Here is a 23,585-nt window from a genome sequence, read left to right as displayed (position 1 = left end):
CGCGCCGGGATTACTTAGCTTGCGTAGCGGCGCATTGTCTGCCAAATTCCCCCCGCGCCGCCCCATCCCTATAGCGGGCAGCATGGAGGAGCATTCAGTTCCATGAGCATTGTGCACAACAAGTTGGAAGTCCGCGTCAATCTTGCGGCCATCCGGGCCAACTATCGCCTGCTGTCCGGCCACGGCGGCCGCGTCATCGGCGTTGTCAAAGCCGACGCTTACGGCCATGGGCTGTGCGAAGTGGCCCGCGCCTTGTCCCAGGAAGGCTGCGAGACCTTCGCCATCGGCTCGGTGGAGGAGGGTGCCGCCCTGCGCGGTTTTTTGCGCGCGGAGGGGATCAAGGCCCGCATCGTGTCCCTGCTCGGCCCCGTGGACAGCGAGGACTACCCCCTGCTGTGGGAGTACGAGATCATTCCGTTTGTGGGCAGTTTTCGCCAGCTGGAGACCCTGGCCGGGCACGCTGCGCGCATGGGCAAGGGCCTGCCCGTTTCCGTGAAGTTCGACACCGGCATGGCGCGCCTGGGCTTCACCCAGGACGATTTGCCCCGCCTTGTGGAACGCCTGCGCGAGGCCCCTCTCGTGCGCCCGGTCATGGCCAGCTCGCACCTGGCCACGGCCGACGACCCCGCTTCCGTGGACAAGGTGCTGGCCCAGGCCGAACGTTTCGAGGCGGCCCTGGCCGCCTTGGCCGAGGCCGGGTTCCAGGTGGAGGCCAACCTGGCCAATTCAGCCGGAATCCTCGCCCATCAGAAACTGCGCCACCAGAGCCAGCGCGGCGGCATCGCCCTGTACGGGGCCAACCCCTTTGCGGGCACAGCCTGGGAGCATCTGGGCCGCGGGCTTTCCCCGGCCATGGAGGTGCGCACGAAGATCGTGGCCGTGCACGCCCTGAAAAAAGGCCAGAGCATCAGCTACGGCGGAACCTACACCGCGGAGCGCGACATGCGCGTGGCTATCGTGGCCGCGGGCTATGCCGACGCGTACAGCCGGGGGCTTTCCGGCAAGGGCGCGCAGATGCTCATCGCCGGGCGTCGTGCGCCGCAGGTGGGCCGCGTGTGTATGCAGCTGTGCGCCGCAGACGTTACCGGCATTCCCGACGTGCGCCCCGGCGACTGGGCCGTGCTGCTGGGCGGTGGCGGCTCGTTGGCCATCTCCGCCGAGGAGCTGGCCGGCTGGTGGGGGACCATTTCCTACGAGGTGTTCTGCCTGCTGGGCATGAACCGCCGGGTGTTTGTCTAGCCGGGCGGCCTATTCGCCCATCAGAGGCTGCAGGCGCTCCAGATATTCCGCAAGCACTTGCGCGGCGTCGTCGGTCAGGTCCACGAACTGGCCGCCCATGGTGACGCGTCCGTTGTGCTCGGCCACGCGGCGCAGGTGTATCGGCGCCATGAGGGGCTGGCCGCAGGCCAGGTCGCAGTGCAGCACCACGCGGTCTCCGGGCTTGGCCTCGCGCAGGGGGCTTTTGAGGGTGCAGCGCGCCGTGAAGCTGCATCCGCTCGGGGCAATGTCGAGCAGGAGCACATCGTGCTCGCCGTACGCGCCATGGATTTTTGCCGGAAGCGTCACGTCCAGGCGTTCGGTTCGGCGCAGCACCAGGCGCTCCACGCTTGCAGGGTGGGAAAGGAACACCAGCGGCGCGGGCACGTTCACCTTGTTCACCACTTCGGTCTTGAAGCCGTACAGGGTTCCCCCGGCGTTCAACTGCGCCACGACTCCCGGATTTTGTCCGAGCTTGGCCAGCACTTCCTGGGGAAGCCGCACCTGCGCGATGCTGTAGGCGTAGGGCTCGTACCCAACGACCTTGGCCTCGTAGCGCTTGTCAACGCACAAGAAGCGCAGGATGAGCTGATTGCCCAGCTTGAGCTTGAGATGCACGCCGGGGAGGCGCTCCACCCTGCGCGCCGATTCCGGCGGAGCCTCCGCGGCAGCCGCCGTCTCCTGCGCGTGTTCCGCTTCTCCGGCGGTCATGGCGGGCTGGACCGGTTCTTCCTGGACATTCATGCCGAGTTGCTCCTGTGCTTGTGACTGGCGCGTGCGGAAAAGACACCACGCACTACGATACGTAGTTTGCCACGTGCACGAAGGCTTGGCAAGGGAAAAATGGGGATCAGGCGCGCGCGGCCAGGGTTTCCTTCATGCGGTCCAGAAGCTCCCCGTCCACGAAGAGTCCGCCGCGCCCGCGCCCAAGGGCCACGCCGGGCTTCACAGCCCCGTGGAAATCGGACCCGCCGCTCATGAGCAGGCCCAGCTCCCGCGCCAGCGCAGCCACCAACCCCGTGTATTTGTCGGAATGCTCGGTGTAGTACACTTCGACTCCGTCCAGGCCCATGGACGCAAGATCGGCCAGAATGGCGCGTATGCGGGCGGGTTGCTGCGAGAGCACGTACGGGTGCGCCAGGACGGCCAGGCCCTTGTCCGCGTGGATGGCCTCTATGGCCTCGCGCGGGGTGAGCTTGGCCTTGGGCACGTAGGCGAGACCGCCCGCGCCCAGAAAGCGCGCAAAGGCTTCCTCGAAGCTTCGGACAACGCCGCCCTCCAACATGGCCTGGGCCATGTGCGGACGGCCCACGACGCCCGCGGCGCGGCGTTTCACGTCCTCCATGCGCAGATGCACGCCCACGGTTTTGAGCTTCTGCAGCATCAGCTCGTTGCGCAGGGTGCGGGCGCTGCGCACCCGCTCCAGTTCGGCGTTCACATTGCCGGGCCGCTCGTCCACAAAGAGCGCCAGCAAATGCGTGGGCATTCCGCCATAATCCAGCGAGAGCTCGCAGCCCGGCACCAGTTCCAGGCCCAGTTGTTCCGCCTCGCACCGTGCTTCCGGCAATCCGTCAAAGGTGTCGTGGTCCGTGAGGGCGATGGCGGCAAGGCCAATGTCTGCGGCCGCGCGCATGAGCTCCTTGGGCGTGTAGGTGCCGTCCGAAGCAGTGGAATGGGTATGCAGGTCAATGCGTTGGCGCATGGGGGGCCTCGGACTTGAGATTCGTGTGTATCGACCTCCACCTATCCGTCAAAGGCATGGCGGCGTCAAGGGGGGCGGCCCTTGTGCCGCGGCGTGCTGTCGGGTATAGCTGTGCCTGCCAACAGAGCGGAGGTGCCCATGGCGTTGAATGCGGAATTGCTTGATCTGCTTGCCTGTCCCAAATGCCACGGCGGGCTTGAGCTGCTGACCGGGCAGGACGGCCTGCTCTGTGCGGCCTGTTTGCTCGTGTATCCCATCCGTGACGAGATCCCCGTCATGCTTGTCGAGGAGGCCGTTCCTGTGGCGTCCTGGAAGGGGAGCGCGCCGGACCGGAGCTGAAGGCTTGCCTGTGGCCTCGGTTTGCCGTAGGGAAGGAACCTCCTTTTCGGGGCGTAGCGCAGCTCGGTAGCGCGCCTGCTTTGGGAGCAGGATGTCGCTGGTTCAAATCCAGTCGCCCCGACCAGAAAATACAACGGCTTGCAGTATAAAAACTGCAAGCCGTTTTTTCTTGTAGGCGCATTTGTAGGCGCATAGTCGTTTTTCTGGTTCCGTGAAACAACGGAAAAGGGGCGGCCCATGCCGCCCCCTGTGGCCCACGCGCGTGACCAGCGCCCGGGCAGTTGCCTACAGATTCTCTACGCCCTCGCAGTCCGCAGGGCCGCTATCCGCGCCTCCACCTCCGCCAACCACGTCTTGCCTTCGTCTGTAAGGAGCGCCTCGCGCAGGCGGCGCTGTGTCACGGTGGCCTCAAGAGCCAGGATTTCAGCGTCAATGGCGGCGTTGGGATCCGGCGCGGGCGGCGCTGTCGGCGCGACGCAGCCCTCCGGTGTCCACAGCCAGCCCACTTGCACATCCGCGTCCACCTCCACGATGAGCGCGCACTCAGTTTCGCCCAGGGCGGGCATTTTCTCAGTCCGTTCGGCCACGCGACCATCAATGATTCTCGCGTACATCGTGCCTCCTAGGCGGCGATTTGCAGCGCGGCAGCGCGGAGTTGTTGCGACTTGAAATTGTGCGTTGTTGCCTCCCACGTAAGAGACGCCCCGCTGTTTGTGGGCGAGAGGTCCGCAGTACCCTTGAGGAGCTTGTAGTCGCCCACCGCGCAAACCTCGGCCAGGGTGACATAGCCGCTCCAAGTGGACCCACCATCGCGGCTCACGCGCGCCTTGATGTCGGTATTCAGCGTCACCGAATCAATGGCCCTATGGAGGAAATAGGCGTCCACGCTGGACGGAGCAGAGCCCACGCTGATGGCTGCGGAGATGAGTGTCATGCCTGCGGTTGCCGCCCCCTTTGTATAGCCCATGGGGATGACGTTATTGCTGTCCTCCGTCATGGTCGCCGATCCACTGATTTGCCCGCCTACGTACGAGCGGTAGCCGCCCGTGTAGCCGGGAGCACTGCCAAAATTCGCGGAATAGGCACCCAAGAAATACGTCCCAGTGGTCGGCACAGTGTATGCGCTAGCAAGCGCAAATGATTGCCACCCGCCGCCAGTATGGCTGACCGCCACAGATGCAACCACAGTATACGTTGTGCCAGAACGGCTGAATATATAGGCCGTTCCGCTGAATGAGCTGCTCGAACGAATGCGAATATGCGTGATGTATGCGCCATTCTCCACCGCAACTTGTCTGTCTGCGAAGGTATAGCCGTTCAGAGAAGGAGTACCGGTAGTCGGGGTCGTGGGGTTATCTACGTTGGCCGTGGTTTGGTAATCATAAAGTTTGTTGGTGCCTTGATAGGTTGCACCAGTTTTGGTCGCCAGTTCGTCAGTGGCGAAAAGGAACAGATACCCCCAGGGAATAGAGCTGGACGCATCAGCGATTTGCACACCAAGACGTATTGCATTGCGGATGGCTGTGTCGCGCGCGAGGGTGTCCACGCCGCCAACGCCGCCAGGGATGAGGGCGCTGGACAACTTGCCGCTGGCATCAAGGACGGGCACGTTCCCCGCCGCAGCCCCGGCTGTCAGCAAGGCCGCGCCCCCTAAGCCCAGCGCACTGCGCTGCAAGGCAACGGTAGTCGCGGCCAGCAGCGTGCGCGCCGCCGCCGGGAAGTCGCAGGTAGCGAAGGCGTCCGAGCCCGTCGCGTAGATGAGCTTGTCCGCCGCCGTGGTCAGCGCGGCCAGAGCGGCCAGAGTCGCATCCTGGGCCTGCACGTTGGTCCCGATGACCAAGCCCAGCGTCGCGCGCATGTTCGCCGTGTCCGTGCAGCCGAGCAGCGTGCGCGCGAGGGCGGTGAACGCCGTGCGAGCAGCTGCACTCGGCCCGGCAAAATACCCGATGGTGTCGGCGGCAGGCGTGAGTCCCCCCAACAGAGTCAGCACGGAAGCTAGCGGCTGGTAAGTGCCGCTGTGGTTGTGCCCTGCAAGCGCCAGGTCGTTGGCGTGCAGGCCGTCCAAGGTATCCACGTCGATGAAGTACCGGCTGGCCAGTGCTCCCCAACTCGTTCCGTCGAATTTTTCCCACCTACCGTTGGCGCTGTTCCAACGGATGGCCCCGGTGGGCGGGTTGTTCGCGGAGGTGTCCAGCCCAAGCGCCAGACCCCGGAACAAATCCAACAGCGCGGCGGCGTAACCTGCCTCCGTGGCGGTCAACAGTGGAACATTAAAGTCGGGCGTGCCCATTTAAACCCCCTTGGAGCTCCAACTACAGGTGCCGGAGACGCGGTTGCCGCTGGCGTCATACAGCAAAATCTTGAACCCGGTCGGGTTCACAACGTCGGAGAAGTTGTAGAGCGCATAGCGCGCAGCCCCCCCCGCAGCCGGCGTGAGCGTGATGCTCTGCACGTCCACGAAGCTTACGTTGAAATCGACCTGCGTTCCGCCGCTGTCGCTGGCGTCGCATATGGCCGAGCCTGCATCGCTTTTGAGCTTCACGTCCAGCCGCACGCGCAGCTCGGTGAGTCGGAGTAGGTCGTTGCTACCGCCGTCCGGTGTGGCCGTAATCGTCACCTGGAGATAGCGGAAGGCCGTTCCGTAGGCGCCCCATACGTCGCCCAGGTCCGTCCAGGCGTCAGCCTCGCTCGCGCGCACCTTGAGGTTGCACGAAAGAGCCACGCTGCCGTGGATGGCCTGCGAGGTCTGTGTGACGGTGATTTTTGTCCCGGCCAGGATGGTGCCGTAGTCGATGACCTCCTGGTAGCTGGCCACGGCCGGGGTCGGCTCCAGGCGGTACGGGAAGCCCGCGTCGGCCTTGGCCTGCCTGCTGGCCCAGCCTCCGACGGTCATTTTCGCCGCTACGGTGGATGTGGTGTCCACCGGCAGGAGCAGCGCGCCGCCGTCGAGCAGCGCATTCGCCAGGGTTCCGCCGAAAGTGCTGGCCGTATCCGCGTGCAGCACGTAGTCCGGCGGCTGGCTCACCTGCACGGTGATGCTGGCCGGGGTGCCGTCATTCCCCGCCTTGTCCCGCTGGGTGATCCAGTAGGTGTAGTTGCCGCCAGCGCTTTCGAAGATGGTAGTGAACTGACCGCTGATGCGGCCGATGGGGGTCGAGGCCGGATAGGTTCCTCCGCGCCGGAGTTCACAGTCCACAACAGGCAATGTGCCCGCGTTTTCTGTCCAGGCCAAGAGCACATTGTTGTCGATGACCTGGGGCGTGATTGCGACCGCACCGGGCGCTCTGATGACCAATTCCACCATTCCTGCCGGGCCGGTGTTTCCGGCTGTGTCGGTATCGCGAACCCAGAACTTATGCGCGCCAGCCGCGCCGGGCACCTGAATTGACGTGTCCGAAAGCCCGGAACCCAGCGGGGTGGAGGTTTCCAGCGAGTCGCCGTGCAGGATTTCAGAGCTGGCCAACGCGAAACTCCCCAAGCGATGTTCCCATGCGAGACGGATGTTCCCGCCGGAGATGCTGGCCGTCACCAACGGGGCCGAGGGGGCAACGACAACTACTTCCGCGCCCACCCAGGGGCTCAGAAGCCCGCTCGCATCACGGCTGCGAACTCGTACCGCGTGAACCCCTTCGGTTTGCGCGGGCAGGGGCTTTGAGTCTCCGGCGTAGCCGGATTCGATTATCGCCCCGTCGAGTTCAATGTCGTAGCCACTGACCCAGGGCGCCGGGGCCGCCGTCCAGGTTGCGGAAAGCCCGGTTTGGGTCGTCTGGACAGCGAGGTCTCGCGGCGCGGGCGGCGGCGTGGTGTTGCCCACGACATCGAGCCCCGCGAGTTCTGCCCAGGCGCTTGCGATGCCTTCGGCAGAAACGGCTCGAATATGCACATCGTAGGCGTTGCCTTCCGCCACGTTATCGACGTGGATGGTCCTGGCGTCCCCCCCGATTGAGAACGGCTGCCCCCATGCCCCTCCGACCTCGCGGGCTCGGACTTGGTACGCTGATGTCTGGGCCAGCCCGTCCCCGGGATGAACGCTCACGGCGATGCCCGGCACGTAGGTTCCATCGGCCAGGCGCAGCATAGCCGACTCATCTGAGGCAGCGGCATCTATGACGGGTACACCCGGCGCGGCCTGCGCAGTGGGCACAGTGCGCGTGATGTTCGAGTTGAAGGCCGGAATCGTCCCACTATCCGCGGTCTGGACGCCCGGAGCATAGTGCCGCAAGGTGAGCCGCGCGGTGTAGTCGTCGCCACGCTCGATATTGGTGACGACAAAATCCTCGCCCAGGCGTTCGGCCTCGGAGAAGATGAGCAGGTCGCCCACGGCCGGGGCTGCGCTGGCGAGGATGGGCTCGGTGCCCGGCATGACTAAGCGCGAAACGTCGCCGGGCTCCGTGACCACGGCGGTTGTCATCAGCGCACCGGTATACAGGCGCACGGCTGCGGCATAGACCTTCCCGGCCTCCATCGTCACCTTGCTGTCGATGGTGATGGCCGTAACACGCATGTCCGGGGGATTGGCCTCCGCATCTTTGTATTCCAGGGCCTTGATGCGCCCCTGCCCGTTGCCGAGCATCGGCACGTCGTGCACACACTTGATGAGGCTGCCACGCCTGCACCGCAGGGATTCCCAATCCATCCAGGCATTGAATTGCTCAGGGCGCAGCCGCACGTTGGCCATGTGGAACTGGCCGGACATCCACGCTTCGGCGGCGTTGTCCACACCCCAAAGTTGCAATTCCTCGAACTCGCTGGCCGTGGATTCGTCGTAGCCGGGCGCGTAGACCAACCTCTCGTCCTGGACGTAGTTTTTTTCCTTATTGTTGAATACGCAGCGCACGCCGTGCGTGATGTCCGGGAGCTGCACCTTGCCTTCAAAGCCCCAGGAGTTCCGAGGGGAGAGAACCTGATCGTAGGTGGTCTTTTCGTTATCTACGACCACGGCGTAGAGGTTGTCCCGCTTGCCAGAGCTGGCCCGACCGACGCGGGCAATCTTGAGCAGGATTTCCCGCACGGTGGTCTCGGTGTCCACCATGGCATTGATGTGTAGCCCCTTGGCTTCCGTCCATGCTGCCCAATCCAGCATGGCCTGGGTGTCGATAAGCGCGTCAGGCGTGGGCTTCTTGTTGGCTGGGCCGCGCAGGACGTTCACGTAGGCCCAGGCGGGCACGTTGCTGGTCTTCATCTCAAAGGCGGCCGTGGCCTCGTTCCAAACCGGCAGGTAGGCCGTTCCGAGAAAATTGAATTGGTTGATGATTCCGTTGAGCTGCCCACTACCCTTGATGACCAGCGCAATCTTGCACAGCGGCGGGAGGTCGCTCGTGGTGGAAATCGGGTCACGCGAGGTGATGGTGCGCAGAGTCGCGATCGTCATGGTGTCGAAGGTATAGTTCGTCGTGTCGTCAGCGGTGATGCGGCGCCAGCGTACATCATACTGGCCGTGTTTCACGGCCATGTGGAAGCTCTTGGTGTAAGCGCTGGTGAATTTCCCGCTGATGGATAGGGCGTTGGTAGCGGCGTCGTTCCAGGGCTTCCAGTCGGCGGCCCCGGCCAGACTGATTTCGACCTCAAAGTCTACGGTGAGCTCTTCGTACTTTCCGGTGCTTTGGTTCACCCGATAGAAACGGGCGAAGGCTACATCAAAAATCAGTTCGTCCGCATCAGGGTTGGAGCGTCGCGAGACCCATCCGGCTGATGCGGGCAGGGCCAGAGAAAGTGATTCCTGATGCACGTCCTTGCCGTCGCTGTAGAGCGTCACGGGGGCGTCGTCCATCCACCCTTCGCGCACCTCGATTTTGTAGTCCGTGTAGTCGGTCAGCGGCGTCTCGCCGATGCGCATGTCTTCGACCTTGACCGGGCCGTACATGACAAACAATTGGCGTAGATAGGTGTCTTCGCCACGGACTTCCGTGTATGGTTCCGCGCCGTGGCACGGGTAGATGCGGAAAGTGCCGCCCAGAAGCTGTGGGACGACCCCCCAGCGGTTCATCTTGTTCTGCGAGCCTGCTATGGAGTACGTCGTGCTCGTGGATTCTGTCGTTGTGCCACCGGCGCTGGCGATGTCCGAGGTGGGCGGGGACACGAGGAAGCTGTTGATCAGGGTTCCGGCCAGCATGATGCCGCCGGAAACAACGACATTCCCAAGCAGGAGAGCCGTCCCCATGCTCATCCCGCCGAACGTATTGAATATCCCTGCCCCGACAGTCATTCCCCAGGAAGGAGGAATATAGAATGACGCGGCGATTGTAGCGATGGAAATGATCGTCGACAGCGGGTTCTTTCCACCGCCTTTGCCGGGCAGCACGCGCACGCCGATGACATCGCCCGGCAGGGGGGCGAATTCGAAGGCCTGCGCCTTGGACAGCTCCACGGAGCTTCCATCAAGCCGCTCGATGACGAGGTTCACGCGGCACGAGGGGAGCAGCACGTAGCCGTAGCCAAAGTGGTACAGCATCTCGGCCACGGTCATGCCCGCTGGGGCCACTTCCGTTGTCGCCGCCGCCTTGAGCGGATGTGGGCAAATCGAAAGCACCGGGGCCGGGGGCAGGTATTCGGCTTCCGCCTCATGGGGCTTACGCATGTCGGTAGACCCCCAGGATGCGGTTCTTCCACTGCACGGTGTCGAGGCGCTCAAGCACGGCGTCCGCGCCTTCTTCAACGTGCAGCATCGTTCTGCGGTCGATGGCGACGCCGAAGTGGATCGGCCCACCGTGCCGAAGCCAGATCACATCGAACTCGCGCATGGGTTCGCCGGGTTGGAGCAGCGTCCACCCGACGGCCGCCGCATCGTAGGCCTTGATGCTCTCGCCGAGCGCGATGCGCTCTTCTGGCGTTGCCCGCTTACGGTAGGCCAAGTGCGAAAGTTCGGGCATGGCGATGCCCCGCTCTTGCCATTGCACCAGGCGCACTAGGCCGTAGCAGTCGCATCCGGAAGCTGTGCGGCCTTCTTCCAGGTAGGGCACGCCGACGTACCCGTTGACCCAGGCGGGCGGCATCAGAAAAGCCCCGGAAAGCGGTTGGGGGTGAAAGAGTGTGCCGGGTAGGCCTGGTTGAGGTGGTCCTCGAAGTTGCACGCGGCCGTGACTTTCTGGAAGTCGTAGGAAATTTCGCGCATTGTGGCCTCATAAGGGCCGACCTCAACACTTTCCGGGTCGCTGGCCAGAACCGCGAAAAACACCGCCGTCGCGGGCTGCCCCCCTGCCATGCTGCGTGCGGCTTCCACGATGCGTCGATCCGTGTTGTCTAACTCCACAGCAAACTGCGCCACGCCCTCTTCAGAGTCGTTGGGCAGACGCACGGTGAAAGCGTAGGCGATGTATTCCTTGCCAGCGTGTGTCAGGTTCCGCTTGCTGCACACCAGGCGAATGTCATCCGTGAGGTTCGGATGGGAGATGCGCAGGCAGTTGAGGAACACCTCGTCCGTATGCTGGGCCAGGACAGCCTTGATGCCTTCGGGGCTCAGGCTCATGCCGTCACCTCAAAGGACAGGCTGATGCGGCTGTTCCCGCCGCCAAGGTCCGAGACCGTGAAGGGCTCTTTGAACGTGAACTCCGCGGCGTCGCCGGTTCTGGGCTCGACCCACTCGAACGGGAGCGACCCATCGGCGATGGTCACGCGGAAGAACGCCCAGAGGATGTCGAGCTGGGCCGAGGTGACGACAATTTGGCCCTGCACGGGGTAGGTGGCGACGACATCGCGCCGTCGCGTTTTGCGCGGCCCTACTTCCATAGGGGTTGCGATGAAGTTCTGCGGCGGCTGCAAGGAGAAGCCGTCCTGCTGAAGCGTCTGGGGCAGGCCAAGCGGCCAAAGAGCGAGCGCCATAGGCTAGTACCCCTTGCGGCGAAGGCCGTAGTTTTTGGACATGGTGTTGTCCATCTGCCCGCTGTCGAACGCGCCCTTGACTACCTCTCCAATGACAACCTGAAGCTGGCGCTGGCCTCCGGAACCCGCCGTTTCCTTGGTCTGGACCTGCGCTCCGGTGTAATTCTGAATGACGATCTGTACGGAAGAGCCGCCGCTGCCTACCCCGGCCGCGACTTCCTCGCGGGACAGGACGCGCTCGCCCCTCTGGGCTATGATTGGGACTTCGTCTGAAGCCAAGCCCGGCCATCCGCCGCCGTGGAAGCGCGGGGCGCCAGCGAAGGCCAGCGGGGACACTTGGCCGTAGAATGTCGGTTCGCCGACCATGCCGCCGCCGTGGTTAAAGCCGAACCAGCTTCCGATGGTGGAGAACAACCCGCCGTTGCTCCCGCCGCTGAGCATGTTGAACAACGGGCCGGTGACGCTCGCCCGGACCTGCATTCGGATGAGGTCAGACAAAACGCCTTCGGCAAAGTCGCTGAAGGCCGTTTCAGCGCCCATGAAGGCCCCAACAAGCGCGTCCTCCGTCTTGGAAGCAAAGTTGGTGGCGAACGTGGTCATGTTCGCAAACTTATCCTGGGCGGACGAGGCGTACTCCGCGAGGGAGTTCTTCGCCGCGTACCACAGGTCGCCTTTCTGGTGAGCCTGAAGGCCCTCGATCTTCTTGTCGTAGAGTGCTTGTTTGTCGAATTCCTTGGTCTTCTCCCGGAGCACCTGGAGCTCTTCGATCTGGGTCTGGAGGTTCGCGTTCAGGTCGTGATTGAGCGTGGCGAGTTCGCCGCGCGCCTGTCGGTTGGCCTGCTCCTGCTTCTCATTGATGGATTGGAGCGTGGCCGCGTAGACCTGCAAGGCGTTGGAGCGCTCGACGTAATTATCGCTGCTTAACGACTTGTCGCGCTGTGATCTGGCCTGTTTCATCTCAAGGTCGTAGGTTTCGAGACCCTTGAGGTTTGCGATCTTCAGGTTGACGGCGTCTTGCTCAACCGCCTGTTCCAGCTTTCCGCTCTGGAGAGTCCACTCCCGCTTCTTCTGGTACAGCTTCTCTTCCTCGGCCATCTGCTGGCGGACTGCGCTTGCGACGCCACCGGAGATGCTGGGGTTGGCCAACTTTGCCTGGTGGCTTGCCACCGATGCCATGTATGCCTTGTCGAGTTGGGCCAGGGCCACCGCGATGGTCTCGCCAGCCCGCTCCAGATCGTAAATGCGATTGTCCGCGCGCGCACCAGCCAGGGCGGACTGCGCGGCGAGAATTTGCGGGCGGTCCTTGACGGCTTGCTGGCGTTTGCTTTCCGCTTCCTGTCTGGCCTTCTCTTCGTCGGCTTTGCGCTTGTGGTAGCCGGACTCGTCGAGGTACTGCGCGCCCCAGGCGCGGCGGTCGGCGTCGCGGGCCGACTCTTTTGCCTTCTGCCCAGCTTCATTCTCCTGCTTCAACAGGATGTCTGCGAGGGCGCTCCATTTTTGGTAGGCTTCCTCTTGCCGGGCATACGAGGAGTCCATGACTCGCAAAATTGACGCCGACGCCGGGTCGGAGCCGAAGGCGTCGAGGTAGCTCTTGGCGTCGTCTGCAAGTGCGCGGGCCTCCTCCGAGGTCTGTGGTTGACGGTCAAACCACGCATTCCCGATGATGGCGCGAGTCGAAGTGCTGCCTGCGGCCCAGCCCGCTAGCCCGCCAGCCGCAGCGCCGTAGAGCCCCCCAAACTTCCCTCCCGCGGCTAAGCCGAGCAGTATCGCTTTGTCTTCCGAAGATATGCTGTTGAACCAACTGGAAATCTCCCCAAGCAGCCCGACGAGAGTCTTTGCCCCGCCAACGGCGGCGTCCATGCTCATGCTGGCGATGCTGGACACGGCGCCAGCGATGTTCGTCATGCTATCTCGGAAGCCTGGGGCCTGCGACGCCTGGTCAAGCTCCTCGATTTTCTTGATGAGCCCGTCGATAAAGTCCGCGAGCGGCCCTTGGGCGCCATGGCCGATGTGGACCTTGAGGTTGTCCCAGAACCGTTGCAGCGAAGTCATCAGCTTGCCCACGGTGCCCATGGAGGCCGCGTAGGTGCCAGCAATGCCGTCGCCAGATGCCATGACGGCGTTGAGCCGGGCCTGCATCTTCTCCTGCTCGGAGAGCGCGCTCGTGCTCTTGTGGAGCTGTTGAGCGAGTTTGGCGTAGCTCTGCTCGAAGCTGACGTTGATGCCGATGCTGCGGAGCACCTCGGTCTGCGCGGTCTGCACGCCGTAAATGAGGCGCATGAAGGCGTCACTGGAGTTGGTGTTGCCGATGACTGCGGCATCCTGTGCAATGCGGGCCAAGCCCTCGGCCTTGGATAGGTCGATTTTCGCCTGGGCGAGTTTGATGACGGCGTCACGCGACTCCGTCATGGTGATGCCCTGCTTCCGAACTCCGTCGGCGTACTTCTGCATTTCGGCCGCGGTGTATCCGGCGTTGCGGCCAACGACGTTCATCACCACGCCCAGCGTGTCGTAGCGGGCTGCGGCTTGCACGGCCTCACGAGTGAAGTCAGCGAGCTTATACAGGGCGAAGGCGGCCGCGAGGCGTTGCGCGATCCCAGTGAGGTTGGACATGCTGGACGCAAGGCCCTGCGTAGACTTTTCGGCTCGCCCGCCAGCCGCTGTCAGCCCATCAAGCTGCTTCACACCGTCTTCGACGGCCTTGGTCTTGATGGCGATGTCGAGAGTTGCGAGATCGGGCATGGTTCCCTCACTTCTTGTTCAGCTTGTTCAGCAGCTTGTGCGTTGCCCGAATGCGCGCAGCGTCCATGGCCTTGATGATCTCGACTTCCGACGGCTGGATATCTATCCCGTGCAGGCTGGCCCATGCGGCAAGGTCGCTGTAGGTGAGCGGGAGCGGCCCCGCGATTCCGTAGCCGCGCCCCCCGTCCAGCGTCCAAAACCAGGCCCAGAGGTGTTCCCCCGCGACCGGCACTTCGTCTTCTTCAATGAGCTGCCCTGAGCGCTCCTCGGCCTTCTCCACCAGCGCCCGCTTGGTCACTCCGTCCTTGTTCGGCGTGTCGAACTCTATGAAGCGCTCAACGGCCGCGCAAAGGGCGATGGTCAGTCCCGGAGGAAGTTCGCACCGTCCAGGATGAAGGCGTTGGCCTGGCGCTTTATCTCCGGATACTGCTCGTAGACCATGCGGACATTCGCCGGGGTGAACTCCAGCGGTTTGCCGCCGACCTCGACATTGCGCCAGCCAAGGGTGCAGCGGACGAGAGTCACCATGCTATCGTCGTCGAAGTCTTCAGCCGTGGGGGTCTTCCGCACCTTCTTCGCCAAGCGCCTGTTGAGCGTCGCGCGTTCTTGGTTGCGGTAGATGTCGGAATCATACCCGGCCAAGGTGAGGAACACGCCGGTGGGCTTGCCGCTGTCAACGGTGAGGATTTCCATTTCCACGCCCTGGTCGGCCATGGTCTTGGTGTCCAGCGCGGAAAGGTCCAGGAATTTCTTCTCTTTCTCGCTCATGCTGCTCGCTCCTTAGGGAATGCGGGTGATCTTCAGGGTGGAGGCGTCCGTGGTGTCGTAGGTCGCCTGGAATTCGATGCTCTCGGTGATGCTGGTGGCCGCGTCGTCGCGCCCGTTGCTCAAAAACTTGAGAGAGCCCATCTTGAACGTGTAGCTGCCGGAGCCTTCGCCGAGCGTGAACTGGATACTGGAGCCGATGCCGTTCAGGAACTTCTTCTTCAGGTTCTGGTTCACGAAGTAGACGGACATGCTGCCCTTGATCTCAAGGGTGCTGGTCGTGATGTTTTTCATCCGGGGGTTAAAGACCGCAAAGGCCGGGGTTCCCGTGGTGGACGCCGTCAGGTTCAGGGCCAAGAGGTCTCCGAACGGTGCCCCGTCGATGAGAATTTCTCCGGTGAAGGCGTCGAAGACTTCCGCGCTGGAAATCACGGCGGCAGTGCCGAACGAGCCCAGGCCAACCGTGGCCCCGACTGTGGCGGGCTCCGTGACCATGCCCGTGCCGTCCTCGACGGTGATGACCGTGGCGGTCAGGGCGCTGATGATGTCGGAAAGGTTGTTCCCGGCGTCAGCGGCCCCGGTGATGAGCACCGGGTCGCCGACCCTGAAGCCGTCGTCGATGAAGGAACCGGCGCTGCGCGTGATGGTCTTGGCCACAGAGTCGAAAGCCAGGGTGGCCCCGGTGGTCTGCGCCACGCGCTGGTCCTGGAACATACCGCCGAACGAGCCGGTGATGTTCGCGTTGGGCTTGATGTCCAGCGCAAAGCTGGTCAGGACCACGCCCTTGTTGTGCTCGTAGACATGCACGTCCGGCGAAGCGCTCTCGAAAGTGAAGCTGCGGTCGGTGATTCCGAGCTTCAGAGCGTGGGAGTTCCACGTGCTGCGTAGGACAGCCTCCATGAAGTCGTCGAAACTCCCGTAGGAGAACTCGAAGGGGAGCGCGCAGGTGCCGTTGCCGTTGCCGTAGCCGATGCCCATGACCTGCGCGGTGTCCGAGCGCTCCTTGCTCACGATGGTGTCCCGCTTGAAGTCGAAACTCACGCCCTCGACAAGGCGGGCCTTCTTCATGCTGGGGCTGGCCGGAGTGACCCCGAACGAGGTCTCCTCGCAGTAGGAGTACCCTTTCTTGCTGCCCGAACCGTAAAGCGACATGGCGTTCTCCTTTGCCCGCCGCTAGGCCGGGCTCACGTAGGCGTAGAAGTTGATGGAGACGGGGACTTTGTAGCGGGTGTCGTCGGTCGCGCCGGGCATGACGCTCACGCTCTTGACCGTGAGGGCCACGTCGGTGGCGACCAGCCGGAGCCCGCGAGGGAACAGCGCCTTGAGCGCTTTGGAAACGTCCGAAGTCGGCTTCAGGCCCTTCCCGGCCTCGCTCATGATGTCGATCTGGTAGATGCCCGGCTGGTAGTCTTTGGCATCGTCGCCAACTGCGGCCGCACGCGGCGTGCTCAACATCAGATGCTCGCGCAGATAAGTGCCGCCGCAGGGGGGCCTGAACGGCGTGTTCGTCCAGGCCACAGGCAGGGCCGGGGACTGCGCCGCCGCAAAGGCCTTCAGGCGGCCAGCCAGCAAGGGGTAGATGAGGTGCTGGCTCACGACTTCACCCCGGCGACGAGCGAATCCAGGTGGGTGACGAGGTCTTGCACCGACAGCCGGTAGATGCCCTGCGGGGCCTGCCCAGAGCTGCCCATTTCGAGCTCCAGCCCATATTTCACGTTGTTGTGGACGAAGATGATGTCGCCCAGACGATAGCTTTCGAGCTTCCCCCGCTCGCGGCCGGGAATGCCCACGGTGGCGCCTGTGCCCCCCCTGCTGGAAAACTCGATGATGGAGCTTGGCGTCAACTCGTTGATGGAAATCTGGTTGTTCGCCCGGAAGCGGCCAGTATCGACGGGGGAGCGCAGGACCACCAGCGTGAACAGCTCGAAGGCGATCTTTTTCACGATCAATTGCGCGCGCTCTTCCGTCTTGGCCTTGAAGCGCCGGAGGTCGATGACGAAGCCCCCGCTCATCACGCCCTCCGCAGATGCAGGTTGTGCAGGATGGCCACGTCGGCGGGCGAAACGGTGTCGACGTTCACCACTGACCACTCGTCCTCCCCGATCATCAGGCCGTTTCCGGGCTGCGGGGCAACGGGGAGGCTGTGCGCGCCGATGGTGGCCCGGCAGTCCCCGGCGATGATGTTCGTGCCGTCGATCTGCGCGAGTGCAAAGCTGCCCTTGATGCCCCAGCAGGGGTAGCTGGCCGTCGAGCTACCGGGGTCCGTTCCCGTCTCCGGGTCGTAGGCCCCGGCAGTCACGACCTTGAGCGTCATGCTGCGGCCTTTGGCCTTCAGCGTGGCCTCGGCGCTGGCTGCTTTCGCGGCGTAGTCCACGCGGGCTACTCCTGCCGGGCCGGGATGCTGGAGATCATGCCACCAAGAGCCGTGCGGCCCTCACTGGTGAGCACGTAGCTGCCTATGACCGCACCGCCCTCGGGGAGATACAGGGGCATGATGTAGCCCAGATTCAGCAGCTTCTCCGTGGCCTTCGGGCACATGCCCGTCAGTGTGGTCAGCGTTGGTTCGTATCCTCCACCCATGGGCTACCCCCTCCCGATTTCAACGCACGCGGAACCCTTTACGAGCCCGGCCAGCGCATTGGTGATTGAGGCAAACGTGGTTCCGGCCGGAGCGCCTTGCTCGTAGCTGGTGCTCACGCCCGCGATGGAGTCGGACAGGATGCGCCCACCGCGCTCCAGGTCCGGGGCAAGGCAGCCGGGCTTGACCAGCTCGCGCAGCGCGGCCTCGCACAGGGCGGAGATGACCCCGGCGGGTACCGTGTCCGCCGGGACATCGAACTGCTCCCGGTCCACAACTCCGGTCCTGGGCCAGCACAGCGGGTTGCTGTAGGCCGTCTTCTGGCCCTTCCAGGGGCGTGACTCGATGTAATTCATGGCGCGCAGGATCGCGGGTTCGGCGTCCTCGCTTGAGGCCAGCCAGCCGGAATTGCCGCGCGCGGCGTGGTAGGCCGTCACGGTCGCGAGGTCCGCGTATGTGTTCGCGTTGGGCACAACGACCCCGTTTTCGATTGTGAGTGCCATCGCCGCGTCGCCCTATTCGCCCAGGCGCTTGCCTTCCTCAGCGGCCTTGATGACCGCGAGGAGTTCCGGCTTGTTAACCGGGCCAGCGGGCACGGGAATGGCCTTGACCTCGGCGTACTTGAGCAGTTCCGCCTTGGTCATTTCCTCCAGGGTCTTCGGCGTGTCTTCGATGGGCACGACGCGGCCAGCAGCGACCTCGGTGTCGAACAGTTCGTCAAGGATGTCGGCGATCAGAGTACCGTCCTCCTGAGCCACGAAGTCGTGGCCGAAGTGGCGCTCGATCTGTCCCACAGGAACGGTGGCGCTGCTGATGAAACGGACTTTTGCCATGGGGCTTCTCCTGCGCGCTGAGAGGGGGAGTCGACTCCCCCTCTGATCTTGCGCGGCGGTTAGTTGTTGATGCTGGTGAGGCGGGCCAGGCCGCGGCGGTTGAAGCTCACGAAGTTCGCGTACTGCTTCACGCGCCAGATTTCGGAGTCCTTGGCCTCCTGCTCGCCGATGAACCGGACATCAATGCCAGCCGGAGCGCCGGACGGGTGGATGCCGGACACGCCGATTTTCTGGCTGCCGTCGTCGAAGCAGCCAGCCCACACGGAGGTCAGCGCGCCGCCGGTGAGGGCGGCGCCGTTGGCGGTCTCGGTCGTGGACAGGAACTCGTTCTTGAAGATGGGGATGCTCTCGTAGCCGATGGTTTTGCGCCCGCCGGGCAAATCGACCACCCACTCCGCGGGGGTGCCGCCCAAGGCGCGAAGGAGCGTTTTGTAACTGCGGACGGTGCGCTCCGGCATCAGGATAAAGTCCACCTGGCCGTCCTTGGCTTTCACGAGGTCCAGAAGCTCATCCAGCAGGGCGAAGGAGATGGCCTGCCCGGCGCTGGCCGCGGTGTACTGGCCGGAGTCGCACAGGGAGTGCAGGGAGTACATGTTGGGGCTGATGCCGTCGCCAATGGCCATGCCGGTCTGGAACAGGCGGCCGATGCTCTTGGCCTTGGAGCTGATCTCGACGGCGACCTGGTCCACGCCAGCAGAAGTCGACTGCACCTTGACCAGGCCGTCCATCTCGGCGTCGCCGATGATCTTGGTCGCGGTGAAAGTCGCCTGGGTGAAGGTCGCAGCGGCTTTGTGGGTAATGGTGGCATCCACGCCGTAGAAGCCTGCGTCGCCCAGGGCATTCTCGCGGTTCACGACGAGGCCCTGGCCGTCGTAGCCCGTGAACGGCAGCACGTCGTACCAGGGGTTGACGGAGATGATGTCCTCAACGATCCCTACCACGATCTGGTTGTTGATGAGCTTTTTCGCTTCAGCGAGAGTCTGGGAAGCCATGGGCAACTCCTTCTGCGGTTGGCTTTACCGCTGCATAGCCTTCAAGCCGGCCGCGATTTTCTGGGTGGAGGAAAGGCCCTCGGAGCCCTGAGCGCCGCCACCACCGCTGTTGTTGGGCGGGGAGCCAGCGCCGCCGGGGGCGGACTTCAGGATGCGGTCTTTGAGCGGGTAATGCTCGATGAGGACTTCGATGGCCTCGTCGGTCGTGGCGTACTGGCTAGGGTTCGCCCGACTGAAGATGGGCTGCCCGTTGAGCTTGGCGACGACGCGCGGCTCTCCGCCCTGCTCCTCGATGTCGAAGGACTTCCCGAGGAAATCGTAGGCGATGTCCGGCGTCAGGAAGGTCTTCTCCGCGAGGAATTTGCTGGTGCCGAAGTCGCTCTTGATGAGCAGGCGGCGGAAGCTGGCGTCCTTGTCGGCCAGGGACTGCTCAAGGCCGGAGATTTTCTCCGCATAGCCCTTTTCCTTCGCGGAGTAGGCGTCCTCGATGCTCCGCTTGAGCTGGGCCTCAAGCTCCTTCGCCTTGTCGGCCTTGATGAGGTCGCCGTCCTTCAGGTTCTTGGCCAGTTCCAGCGCCTTGCGCGCCTCTTCCGGGTCCAGGCCATCAAACACCTTGAGCTTGGTCTCAAGGGACTCAAGCTCCTTGCGCCGCCCGGCGCTCTCGCCGTTTACGCGCTCCAGGTCGCTCACGAGTTTGGGCACATCGTAGGCCACTTCCTTGCCATCGGCGGCCACATAGACGGGTTTCCCGTCCTGCAAGACCACCGCGCCTTTTTCATCGAGCTTGAGCTTCATCACGGTTCTCCCGTTCGAGGTTTTGGCTTCTCGCCAGGTTCATTGCCTTGGCTTCTCGCCGACGACCTGGGGGAGTCCCCCCAGAGTTGCGCGCAAGGTATCAGCGGTCCTGCGCGCACGCCGGGTCAAAGCGGGGTCAGGAGGGGGTCAGGTGGGGGGCCAGCGGGGGACTTGACGGGATTTGTCTTGGGCTCAGGAAAAGAACGCCCAGGCAAGCGGAGGGGGCAACAATTTGAAGATAATTGTTGTATTTATTGTGTATGTATTGTAGTGTTTGTTTGTTGGTTTTGGTGTGGATAAAGTCAATTATAACAGCAAGGAGACGAATATGGTTCGGGTGAAGGCGAAGTACCTTTGGTTGCTCAACCGCTTCCGGTCCAACGAGGACGCGATGGACGCCATCGCGTGCTTCCACATCCGCCCCTGCGAAGGCACCGAGGGGGTGCTCATCGAGGCCCTAAACGGCCACCAGTACGGGGTGTTCCACGACAAGGACGGCGTGTGCGACATCCCCAGCGCGGTGTTCAAGCCCACGCCGGGACTTCTCAAGGCCTTCAAGCCCAGCAAGATGAAAGTCGGGCGCACGACGGTTACGGTTGAGCCGGAGCTGGTCATTGAACACGCCGAGAAGATCATGGAGCGCGGCGAAGGTTGGGAACCCCTGGTCGAGCATGTTTCTCATGCGGTGCGCGTCGAGAACGGGCACAATGTGGTGCTCTACATCGACCCCAGGCCGGAGGATTGCTTGAAATCATTCCAGTGGCCGAACTCTGAGGGCTTTTGGGCAAAGCGCGAGTCGGCCATGGCGTCGGAAACCACACTGGAGGACATCATGCTCCCGGTGGACCATGTCGGGCAGTATGATTTCGGGGACGGTAGCTCCCGCGTTGTCTCCTTCCACCCGACCGGTCTCGGATCCCCGGTGTTCGTCACCGTCAGCTCCCATCCTGAATTTTTGGGCATCGTCATGCCGATGATGGACGAGCGCAACAGCATCGACATGAGCCTGGACAAGCCCTTTCTGCCCCGCCTGCACAGCGCGTTGGCCAAGCAGTACTTGGAATCCAGCGGGACCATGTCCAACGCGGAAATTCACTAGGAACCAACAACAGCCGGGGGCCGCGAGGCCCCCAGGAGGAAATGCTATGGGACTCGATATGTATGCCTGCACCGTTCCGGCTGGGACCATTTCAAAGCCTGTGGACTTCGTGGATGACATCACGGTCATGGACAAGGACGAGTGCCGCGAATCAAGAGAGTGCGTTCAAGGGTTGTTCTACTGGCGTAAGTGCCCGGACCTGCACGGCTGGATGGAGAAGCTTTACCGGGAGAAGGGAGGGCGGGACCAAGACTTCAACTGCGCTCCGGTGCAGCTCACCATGGAGGACATTGAGCGCCTGGAGGCGGACATCTTGTCCGACAGTCTGCCCAAGACCGGGGGCTTCTTCTTCGGGGCCAGCGACACCGAGGCGGACAAGCCGATGCACCTGGAGTTCGTCGCCAAGGCCAAGGCGGCTCTGGATGAGGGCCTGGAAGTCTATTACGATAGCTGGTGGTAAGTCAGCAGAGGAGCGCCAGAATGAGCAACAGTAATTGCTTGGAAGGCTTCCGCTGCCCGGAATGCGGCAGCTATGAGCCCTTCGACATCGAGGTCAAGACCACCGTGACTGTTTACGACAACGGGAGCGGGGACATGGAGCACGCGGAGTGGGACGACGACAGCCAATGCACGTGCGTCGAGTGCGGCCATATGGGCATCGTGGGAGCATTCACCAGCGACAGCGAGAGCAAATCATGAATGCCGTACACAACGCCCTGGCCCTGCTGGACGCGGGCAAGCCGGAAGAAGCCGCAGCGATTCTGCGCCAGATGACCGAGCGCCCGGAATACGCCGACGCCATCGAGGAGAGCGCCCGCGCGCTTTGCACCGATGAACTGGAGATCGACGACGGGCCATGCTTCTCAGACGGCGAGGACGGCTGCTGGGTGAGCGCCTGGGTTTGGGTGCCGCGCGAAACTGCTAAAGAACCCGACGAGGAGGCCTAGCCATGCGCCATGAGAACATCGAGCGCGCCGAGCGCATCGCCAAGATCATCGACGGCTACCCGGACCGCCCGGCGGACCCCAGCGTGGCTGTTCCCGAGGGAATCACCGAAGAGGAAATCAACGACACCCTGACCGACTGTTTTCACTTGACCGAGCTTCAGGACCAGCGGGGAAGCCGCTTGGTTGAGGAGGTGCGCGTCAGCATGGACGGCTGGGACTTCACCATCCCCAGAGGGGTTGCGATGACCCTGCGTTGCGCTCTGGACAACTACACGATCGAACGGGCGAACGAAGGTCGGAGACTCGCGGATGAAGAAGGGTAGTTCGCCAGGTCTTTTTTGTGTCGTGATTGTTGTATTTATTGTGGACCTTTTTTAGCGTTTGTGGTATGTTTTAGCCGTTGGTTGAGTAGAGGTTGAACATCAACAAGCGGGGGTGGAGATGAAAACGAGGCAAGAGATTTTGGAGCGCATCGTCGCCGGATTCTGGAAGGACGTTGAGCGCGCCGAGGACATCCTTGAGAGCCGGGCCCTGGTCGGTCAGAACATCATGGTCTGCGACGAGAATCACGGGATGTTCTTGGTCGTGAGCGGCGACGCCTATGTCGTTGGCAGCTTCGCTCAGGCCGTGAGCTGGGGCGTGAAGGACGCGCCGCAGATGGCCGCGTTGGCGACGCGAAGGGGTGGCGACCAGATCAAGTTCATCACGGTGAACCGTGTCTACGCCGCCTCCATCGTGCTCGAAAAGGTCAACGGCTACCTGGAAGCCCTCACCGCCATCAACCGCGAATTTCGCATCTAGGAGGCAATGTGAGCGAGATCATCTACCAGCATTTCATCGGCAGGGGGCCGGAGGCCGAGGCCATCATCGCGGAGGCCAACGCCAAATACGACGCGTTCATTGAGGCGGCGAATGCCTTCAAACAGGCGCGTGGCTACGAAAACATCTGGATGCGCGGGACCAGCGTCGGCGGCCCGGTGTTCAAGGAGAAGTTGAGCGGCAAGGACGCAAAGTCCAAGGGGCTCAAGATGGATTGCTACGTCACCGAGGGATACGGCTACGCCCCGCACCTAGGGACCAAGCTGGGGACGGAACTGAACACGGCCCTAGACGAGTTGAGCAAGAGCTCCATCGACCGGGGACAGTTCGTCGTAAAGAAGCTCGACATGCGGCACGAGGTCTACTGCGGGAGGGTGATTGGGCGCACCGTGGCGGGCTTCCGCGACGGCGTCATCGTCGTCAAGGTGCCCACGGGCAACGGCGACCCCCAGAACGGGGACATGCCGACCCCGCCGCCCTGGCTGGTGCCCTGCAAGGAGTCCGAAGCCCTGGCCGCGCTGGGCCGGTAGGAGGCACCATGTCCGATCCCTATTACGCCATTGATATCCCGCACATCGTTCGATCGTACGCCGCGAGCCAGAACAGGCAACGCCCAAAGCGGTTGAACCCTGCGGAGCCAAACGTGACGGTGAAGTGGTTGTTTCAACACCTAGGCGACAAATGCCGCACTCGAGGCGACAAGGCCGCTCTGCGCGATGCTATTTGGACCTGCATCAAGCTTTTGGACGGCCATTTCTGCCCGCGCGGGCACTGTGCAAGATGGAGCACCGGCTTTCCATTCCATTGCGCAGACGAGAAGAACCCCAAGACCTGTCCGATCTGCAAGAAGTACCTGGCCAAGAAGGCCGAGCGCGAAGCGGCCAAGGCAGACTCCTAGC

General features: G+C 63.1%; 30 protein-coding genes and 1 tRNA gene. 11 read left to right on the top strand and 20 right to left on the bottom strand.

All coding sequences use genetic code 11. From position 1 onward, the window contains the following. Positions 1 to 102: 102 nt before the first annotated feature. On the top strand, positions 103 to 1,239 hold the full coding sequence (alr, locus tag CHB73_RS10410) for an alanine racemase (RefSeq protein WP_089274505.1): 1,137 nt from the start codon (positions 103 to 105) through the stop codon (positions 1,237 to 1,239). 9 nt (positions 1,240 to 1,248) lie between these two features. Here the strand turns inward: alr and CHB73_RS10405 are convergent, their stop codons facing one another. Beyond that, entirely contained in the window at positions 1,249 to 2,001 is a 753-nt protein-coding gene (locus CHB73_RS10405) for a PilZ domain-containing protein (RefSeq protein ID WP_089274504.1), read from the bottom strand. A 106-nt stretch (positions 2,002 to 2,107) separates the two neighbouring features. Next, positions 2,108 to 2,959, bottom strand: coding sequence for a PHP domain-containing protein (locus tag CHB73_RS10400; RefSeq protein ID WP_089274503.1), 852 nt, complete (start codon positions 2,957 to 2,959; stop codon positions 2,108 to 2,110). A 138-nt stretch (positions 2,960 to 3,097) separates the two neighbouring features. Here CHB73_RS10400 and CHB73_RS10395 point away from each other — a divergent pair, with 138 nt between their 5' ends. Both CHB73_RS10395 and CHB73_RS10390 read left to right on the top strand, forming a co-directional pair. Then, entirely contained in the window at positions 3,098 to 3,298 is a 201-nt protein-coding gene (locus tag CHB73_RS10395; protein ID WP_089274502.1) for a Trm112 family protein, read from the top strand. Positions 3,299 to 3,345: 47 nt separating this feature from the next. Then, a tRNA-Pro gene (locus CHB73_RS10390) sits at positions 3,346 to 3,422 on the top strand. A 172-nt stretch (positions 3,423 to 3,594) separates the two neighbouring features. On the opposite strand, the gene CHB73_RS10385 is transcribed toward CHB73_RS10390, so the two are convergent. The 18 genes from CHB73_RS10385 to CHB73_RS10310 all read right to left on the bottom strand — a co-directional run bounded on the left by CHB73_RS10385 (position 3,595) and on the right by CHB73_RS10310 (position 19,821). Further along, positions 3,595 to 3,912, bottom strand: coding sequence for a hypothetical protein (locus CHB73_RS10385; RefSeq protein ID WP_089274501.1), 318 nt, complete (start codon positions 3,910 to 3,912; stop codon positions 3,595 to 3,597). An 8-nt stretch (positions 3,913 to 3,920) separates the two neighbouring features. Then, positions 3,921 to 5,588 carry a hypothetical protein gene (locus tag CHB73_RS16990; protein ID WP_089274500.1) on the bottom strand — a complete coding sequence of 556 codons (1,668 nt, stop codon included), beginning with the start codon at positions 5,586 to 5,588 and terminating at the stop codon, positions 3,921 to 3,923. Continuing rightward, complete coding sequence (gene gpJ / locus CHB73_RS10375) at positions 5,589 to 9,875, bottom strand: TipJ family phage tail tip protein (RefSeq protein ID WP_143337368.1); 4,287 nt, start codon at positions 9,873 to 9,875, stop codon at positions 5,589 to 5,591. It lies immediately after the preceding gene. Continuing rightward, on the bottom strand, positions 9,868 to 10,290 hold the full coding sequence (locus tag CHB73_RS10370; protein ID WP_089274498.1) for a C40 family peptidase: 423 nt from the start codon (positions 10,288 to 10,290) through the stop codon (positions 9,868 to 9,870). Before CHB73_RS10370 ends, gpJ begins: the two co-directional genes overlap by 8 nt. Then, complete coding sequence (locus CHB73_RS10365) at positions 10,290 to 10,763, bottom strand: DUF1833 family protein (protein ID WP_089274497.1); 474 nt, start codon at positions 10,761 to 10,763, stop codon at positions 10,290 to 10,292. The genes CHB73_RS10370 and CHB73_RS10365 overlap by 1 nt, the downstream gene beginning before the upstream one ends. After that, a complete protein-coding gene (locus CHB73_RS10360) occupies positions 10,760 to 11,116 on the bottom strand; it encodes a hypothetical protein (protein ID WP_089274496.1) in 357 nt (118 codons plus the stop codon). Before CHB73_RS10360 ends, CHB73_RS10365 begins: the two co-directional genes overlap by 4 nt. Before the next feature lie 3 nt (positions 11,117 to 11,119). Continuing rightward, positions 11,120 to 13,858: a phage tail tape measure C-terminal domain-containing protein gene (locus CHB73_RS10355; RefSeq protein ID WP_089274495.1), complete on the bottom strand. Its 2,739-nt coding sequence runs from the start codon at positions 13,856 to 13,858 to the stop codon at positions 11,120 to 11,122. A 7-nt stretch (positions 13,859 to 13,865) separates the two neighbouring features. Continuing rightward, positions 13,866 to 14,156 (bottom strand): phage tail assembly chaperone, encoded by a 291-nt coding sequence (locus CHB73_RS10350; protein WP_089274494.1) that lies wholly within the window; start codon positions 14,154 to 14,156, stop codon positions 13,866 to 13,868. Positions 14,157 to 14,218: 62 nt separating this feature from the next. Beyond that, a complete protein-coding gene (locus CHB73_RS10345) occupies positions 14,219 to 14,626 on the bottom strand; it encodes a hypothetical protein (protein WP_089274493.1) in 408 nt (135 codons plus the stop codon). Positions 14,627 to 14,638: 12 nt separating this feature from the next. Continuing rightward, positions 14,639 to 15,775, bottom strand: a complete 1,137-nt coding sequence (locus tag CHB73_RS10340; protein WP_089274492.1) for a phage tail tube protein — start codon at positions 15,773 to 15,775, stop codon at positions 14,639 to 14,641. Positions 15,776 to 15,796: 21 nt separating this feature from the next. Next, the gene (locus CHB73_RS16830; RefSeq protein ID WP_179216993.1) at positions 15,797 to 16,219 is read right to left on the bottom strand and encodes a phage tail terminator-like protein; all 423 of its coding nucleotides are present in this window, start codon (positions 16,217 to 16,219) and stop codon (positions 15,797 to 15,799) included. Then, a complete protein-coding gene (locus CHB73_RS16825; protein WP_179216992.1) occupies positions 16,216 to 16,635 on the bottom strand; it encodes a hypothetical protein in 420 nt (139 codons plus the stop codon). The genes CHB73_RS16830 and CHB73_RS16825 overlap by 4 nt, the downstream gene beginning before the upstream one ends. Next, positions 16,635 to 16,997 (bottom strand): hypothetical protein, encoded by a 363-nt coding sequence (locus tag CHB73_RS10330; protein ID WP_089274490.1) that lies wholly within the window; start codon positions 16,995 to 16,997, stop codon positions 16,635 to 16,637. The genes CHB73_RS16825 and CHB73_RS10330 overlap by 1 nt, the downstream gene beginning before the upstream one ends. Positions 16,998 to 17,002: 5 nt before the next feature. After that, positions 17,003 to 17,203 (bottom strand): hypothetical protein, encoded by a 201-nt coding sequence (locus CHB73_RS16490; RefSeq protein ID WP_143337367.1) that lies wholly within the window; start codon positions 17,201 to 17,203, stop codon positions 17,003 to 17,005. A 3-nt stretch (positions 17,204 to 17,206) separates the two neighbouring features. After that, entirely contained in the window at positions 17,207 to 17,704 is a 498-nt protein-coding gene (locus CHB73_RS10325) for a DnaT-like ssDNA-binding protein (RefSeq protein ID WP_089274489.1), read from the bottom strand. Positions 17,705 to 17,716: 12 nt separating this feature from the next. Further along, entirely contained in the window at positions 17,717 to 18,034 is a 318-nt protein-coding gene (locus CHB73_RS10320) for a hypothetical protein (protein WP_089274488.1), read from the bottom strand. Positions 18,035 to 18,093: 59 nt separating this feature from the next. Then, positions 18,094 to 19,026: a hypothetical protein gene (locus CHB73_RS10315; RefSeq protein ID WP_089274487.1), complete on the bottom strand. Its 933-nt coding sequence runs from the start codon at positions 19,024 to 19,026 to the stop codon at positions 18,094 to 18,096. A 24-nt stretch (positions 19,027 to 19,050) separates the two neighbouring features. Beyond that, a complete protein-coding gene (locus CHB73_RS10310) occupies positions 19,051 to 19,821 on the bottom strand; it encodes a DUF6651 domain-containing protein (protein WP_089274486.1) in 771 nt (256 codons plus the stop codon). A gap of 328 nt (positions 19,822 to 20,149) precedes the next feature. On the opposite strand from CHB73_RS10310, the gene CHB73_RS10305 reads away from it, so the two are divergent. From CHB73_RS10305 to CHB73_RS10270, 8 genes are all read left to right on the top strand, one after another. After that, a complete protein-coding gene (locus CHB73_RS10305; RefSeq protein WP_089274485.1) occupies positions 20,150 to 20,920 on the top strand; it encodes a hypothetical protein in 771 nt (256 codons plus the stop codon). A 46-nt stretch (positions 20,921 to 20,966) separates the two neighbouring features. After that, the gene (locus CHB73_RS10300; RefSeq protein WP_089274484.1) at positions 20,967 to 21,380 is read left to right on the top strand and encodes a hypothetical protein; all 414 of its coding nucleotides are present in this window, start codon (positions 20,967 to 20,969) and stop codon (positions 21,378 to 21,380) included. Positions 21,381 to 21,400: 20 nt separating this feature from the next. Beyond that, the gene (locus CHB73_RS10295; protein ID WP_089274483.1) at positions 21,401 to 21,619 is read left to right on the top strand and encodes a hypothetical protein; all 219 of its coding nucleotides are present in this window, start codon (positions 21,401 to 21,403) and stop codon (positions 21,617 to 21,619) included. Next, positions 21,616 to 21,867 (top strand): hypothetical protein, encoded by a 252-nt coding sequence (locus CHB73_RS10290; protein WP_089274482.1) that lies wholly within the window; start codon positions 21,616 to 21,618, stop codon positions 21,865 to 21,867. The genes CHB73_RS10295 and CHB73_RS10290 overlap by 4 nt, the downstream gene beginning before the upstream one ends. 2 nt (positions 21,868 to 21,869) lie before the next feature. After that, positions 21,870 to 22,190, top strand: a complete 321-nt coding sequence (locus CHB73_RS10285; RefSeq protein ID WP_089274481.1) for a hypothetical protein — start codon at positions 21,870 to 21,872, stop codon at positions 22,188 to 22,190. A 118-nt stretch (positions 22,191 to 22,308) separates the two neighbouring features. Continuing rightward, entirely contained in the window at positions 22,309 to 22,668 is a 360-nt protein-coding gene (locus tag CHB73_RS10280; protein ID WP_089274480.1) for a hypothetical protein, read from the top strand. An 8-nt stretch (positions 22,669 to 22,676) separates the two neighbouring features. Beyond that, positions 22,677 to 23,216, top strand: a complete 540-nt coding sequence (locus tag CHB73_RS10275; protein ID WP_089274479.1) for a DUF5420 family protein — start codon at positions 22,677 to 22,679, stop codon at positions 23,214 to 23,216. A gap of 8 nt (positions 23,217 to 23,224) precedes the next feature. Then, positions 23,225 to 23,584 carry a hypothetical protein gene (locus CHB73_RS10270; protein ID WP_143337366.1) on the top strand — a complete coding sequence of 120 codons (360 nt, stop codon included), beginning with the start codon at positions 23,225 to 23,227 and terminating at the stop codon, positions 23,582 to 23,584. Position 23,585 lies beyond the last annotated feature (1 nt).

This window comes from Humidesulfovibrio mexicanus (assembly GCF_900188225.1).
In the GTDB taxonomy this organism is placed as follows: Bacteria; Desulfobacterota; Desulfovibrionia; order Desulfovibrionales; family Desulfovibrionaceae; genus Humidesulfovibrio; species Humidesulfovibrio mexicanus.
This window is presented reverse-complemented; position numbering and strand designations above follow the sequence as displayed.

What these genes read in the sequence shown, in the direction of transcription:
- alr (WP_089274505.1), top strand. Translation starts at nt 103, where the DNA reads ATGAGCATTGTGCACAACAAGTTGGAAGTCCGCGTCAATCTTGCGGCC.
- CHB73_RS10405 (WP_089274504.1), bottom strand. Translation starts at nt 2,001, where the DNA reads ATGAATGTCCAGGAAGAACCGGTCCAGCCCGCCATGACCGCCGGAGAA.
- CHB73_RS10400 (WP_089274503.1), bottom strand. Translation starts at nt 2,959, where the DNA reads ATGCGCCAACGCATTGACCTGCATACCCATTCCACTGCTTCGGACGGC.
- CHB73_RS10395 (WP_089274502.1), top strand. Translation starts at nt 3,098, where the DNA reads ATGGCGTTGAATGCGGAATTGCTTGATCTGCTTGCCTGTCCCAAATGC.
- CHB73_RS10385 (WP_089274501.1), bottom strand. Translation starts at nt 3,912, where the DNA reads ATGTACGCGAGAATCATTGATGGTCGCGTGGCCGAACGGACTGAGAAA.
- CHB73_RS16990 (WP_089274500.1), bottom strand. Translation starts at nt 5,588, where the DNA reads ATGGGCACGCCCGACTTTAATGTTCCACTGTTGACCGCCACGGAGGCA.
- gpJ (WP_143337368.1), bottom strand. Translation starts at nt 9,875, where the DNA reads ATGCGTAAGCCCCATGAGGCGGAAGCCGAATACCTGCCCCCGGCCCCG.
- CHB73_RS10370 (WP_089274498.1), bottom strand. Translation starts at nt 10,290, where the DNA reads ATGCCGCCCGCCTGGGTCAACGGGTACGTCGGCGTGCCCTACCTGGAA.
- CHB73_RS10365 (WP_089274497.1), bottom strand. Translation starts at nt 10,763, where the DNA reads ATGAGCCTGAGCCCCGAAGGCATCAAGGCTGTCCTGGCCCAGCATACG.
- CHB73_RS10360 (WP_089274496.1), bottom strand. Translation starts at nt 11,116, where the DNA reads ATGGCGCTCGCTCTTTGGCCGCTTGGCCTGCCCCAGACGCTTCAGCAG.
- CHB73_RS10355 (WP_089274495.1), bottom strand. Translation starts at nt 13,858, where the DNA reads ATGCCCGATCTCGCAACTCTCGACATCGCCATCAAGACCAAGGCCGTC.
- CHB73_RS10345 (WP_089274493.1), bottom strand. Translation starts at nt 14,626, where the DNA reads ATGAGCGAGAAAGAGAAGAAATTCCTGGACCTTTCCGCGCTGGACACC.
- CHB73_RS10340 (WP_089274492.1), bottom strand. Translation starts at nt 15,775, where the DNA reads ATGTCGCTTTACGGTTCGGGCAGCAAGAAAGGGTACTCCTACTGCGAG.
- CHB73_RS16825 (WP_179216992.1), bottom strand. Translation starts at nt 16,635, where the DNA reads ATGAGCGGGGGCTTCGTCATCGACCTCCGGCGCTTCAAGGCCAAGACG.
- CHB73_RS16490 (WP_143337367.1), bottom strand. Translation starts at nt 17,203, where the DNA reads ATGGGTGGAGGATACGAACCAACGCTGACCACACTGACGGGCATGTGC.
- CHB73_RS10325 (WP_089274489.1), bottom strand. Translation starts at nt 17,704, where the DNA reads ATGGCACTCACAATCGAAAACGGGGTCGTTGTGCCCAACGCGAACACA.
- CHB73_RS10320 (WP_089274488.1), bottom strand. Translation starts at nt 18,034, where the DNA reads ATGGCAAAAGTCCGTTTCATCAGCAGCGCCACCGTTCCTGTGGGACAG.
- CHB73_RS10315 (WP_089274487.1), bottom strand. Translation starts at nt 19,026, where the DNA reads ATGGCTTCCCAGACTCTCGCTGAAGCGAAAAAGCTCATCAACAACCAG.
- CHB73_RS10310 (WP_089274486.1), bottom strand. Translation starts at nt 19,821, where the DNA reads ATGAAGCTCAAGCTCGATGAAAAAGGCGCGGTGGTCTTGCAGGACGGG.
- CHB73_RS10305 (WP_089274485.1), top strand. Translation starts at nt 20,150, where the DNA reads ATGGTTCGGGTGAAGGCGAAGTACCTTTGGTTGCTCAACCGCTTCCGG.
- CHB73_RS10300 (WP_089274484.1), top strand. Translation starts at nt 20,967, where the DNA reads ATGGGACTCGATATGTATGCCTGCACCGTTCCGGCTGGGACCATTTCA.
- CHB73_RS10295 (WP_089274483.1), top strand. Translation starts at nt 21,401, where the DNA reads ATGAGCAACAGTAATTGCTTGGAAGGCTTCCGCTGCCCGGAATGCGGC.
- CHB73_RS10290 (WP_089274482.1), top strand. Translation starts at nt 21,616, where the DNA reads ATGAATGCCGTACACAACGCCCTGGCCCTGCTGGACGCGGGCAAGCCG.
- CHB73_RS10285 (WP_089274481.1), top strand. Translation starts at nt 21,870, where the DNA reads ATGCGCCATGAGAACATCGAGCGCGCCGAGCGCATCGCCAAGATCATC.
- CHB73_RS10280 (WP_089274480.1), top strand. Translation starts at nt 22,309, where the DNA reads ATGAAAACGAGGCAAGAGATTTTGGAGCGCATCGTCGCCGGATTCTGG.
- CHB73_RS10270 (WP_143337366.1), top strand. Translation starts at nt 23,225, where the DNA reads ATGTCCGATCCCTATTACGCCATTGATATCCCGCACATCGTTCGATCG.